The following is a 267-nucleotide window of genomic DNA, read 5'->3' as shown; positions in this document are numbered from 1 at the left end:
ATCTGCTTGCCATTATCCGCGGCGTCTCCGCCGGAATTGTTGTTGAACAGGACAAAAACATCCTTAGATTGCTGCTGCAATTCATTCAGGTGCTTTTTCCAATCCGCCAGCTCCTGTTGATTGTAGCGGTATAAGTACCTGACCTCCCGCCAGTTTTTCCCGCCGTCAGGCTTCATCCAGCCCTGCTTGTTGCGTCCGTGAAACCTGACGAGCGTTTTGTTTTCATTGGTCGCGCGCAACACAGTCGGGACGCTGCCTTCTCCGATT

At 52.4% G+C, this 267-nt stretch carries 1 protein-coding gene; it reads right to left on the bottom strand.

Annotation, left to right across the window (positions count from 1 at the left end):
• Nucleotides 1–267, bottom strand: a 267-nt coding sequence (locus CF394_RS15260; protein WP_133079862.1) for a DUF72 domain-containing protein, incomplete at both ends; no start/stop codon positions are given.

Source organism: Tetzosporium hominis (assembly GCF_002265435.1).
In the GTDB taxonomy this organism is placed as follows: Bacteria; Bacillota; Bacilli; order Bacillales_A; family Planococcaceae; genus Chryseomicrobium; species Chryseomicrobium hominis.
This window is presented reverse-complemented; position numbering and strand designations above follow the sequence as displayed.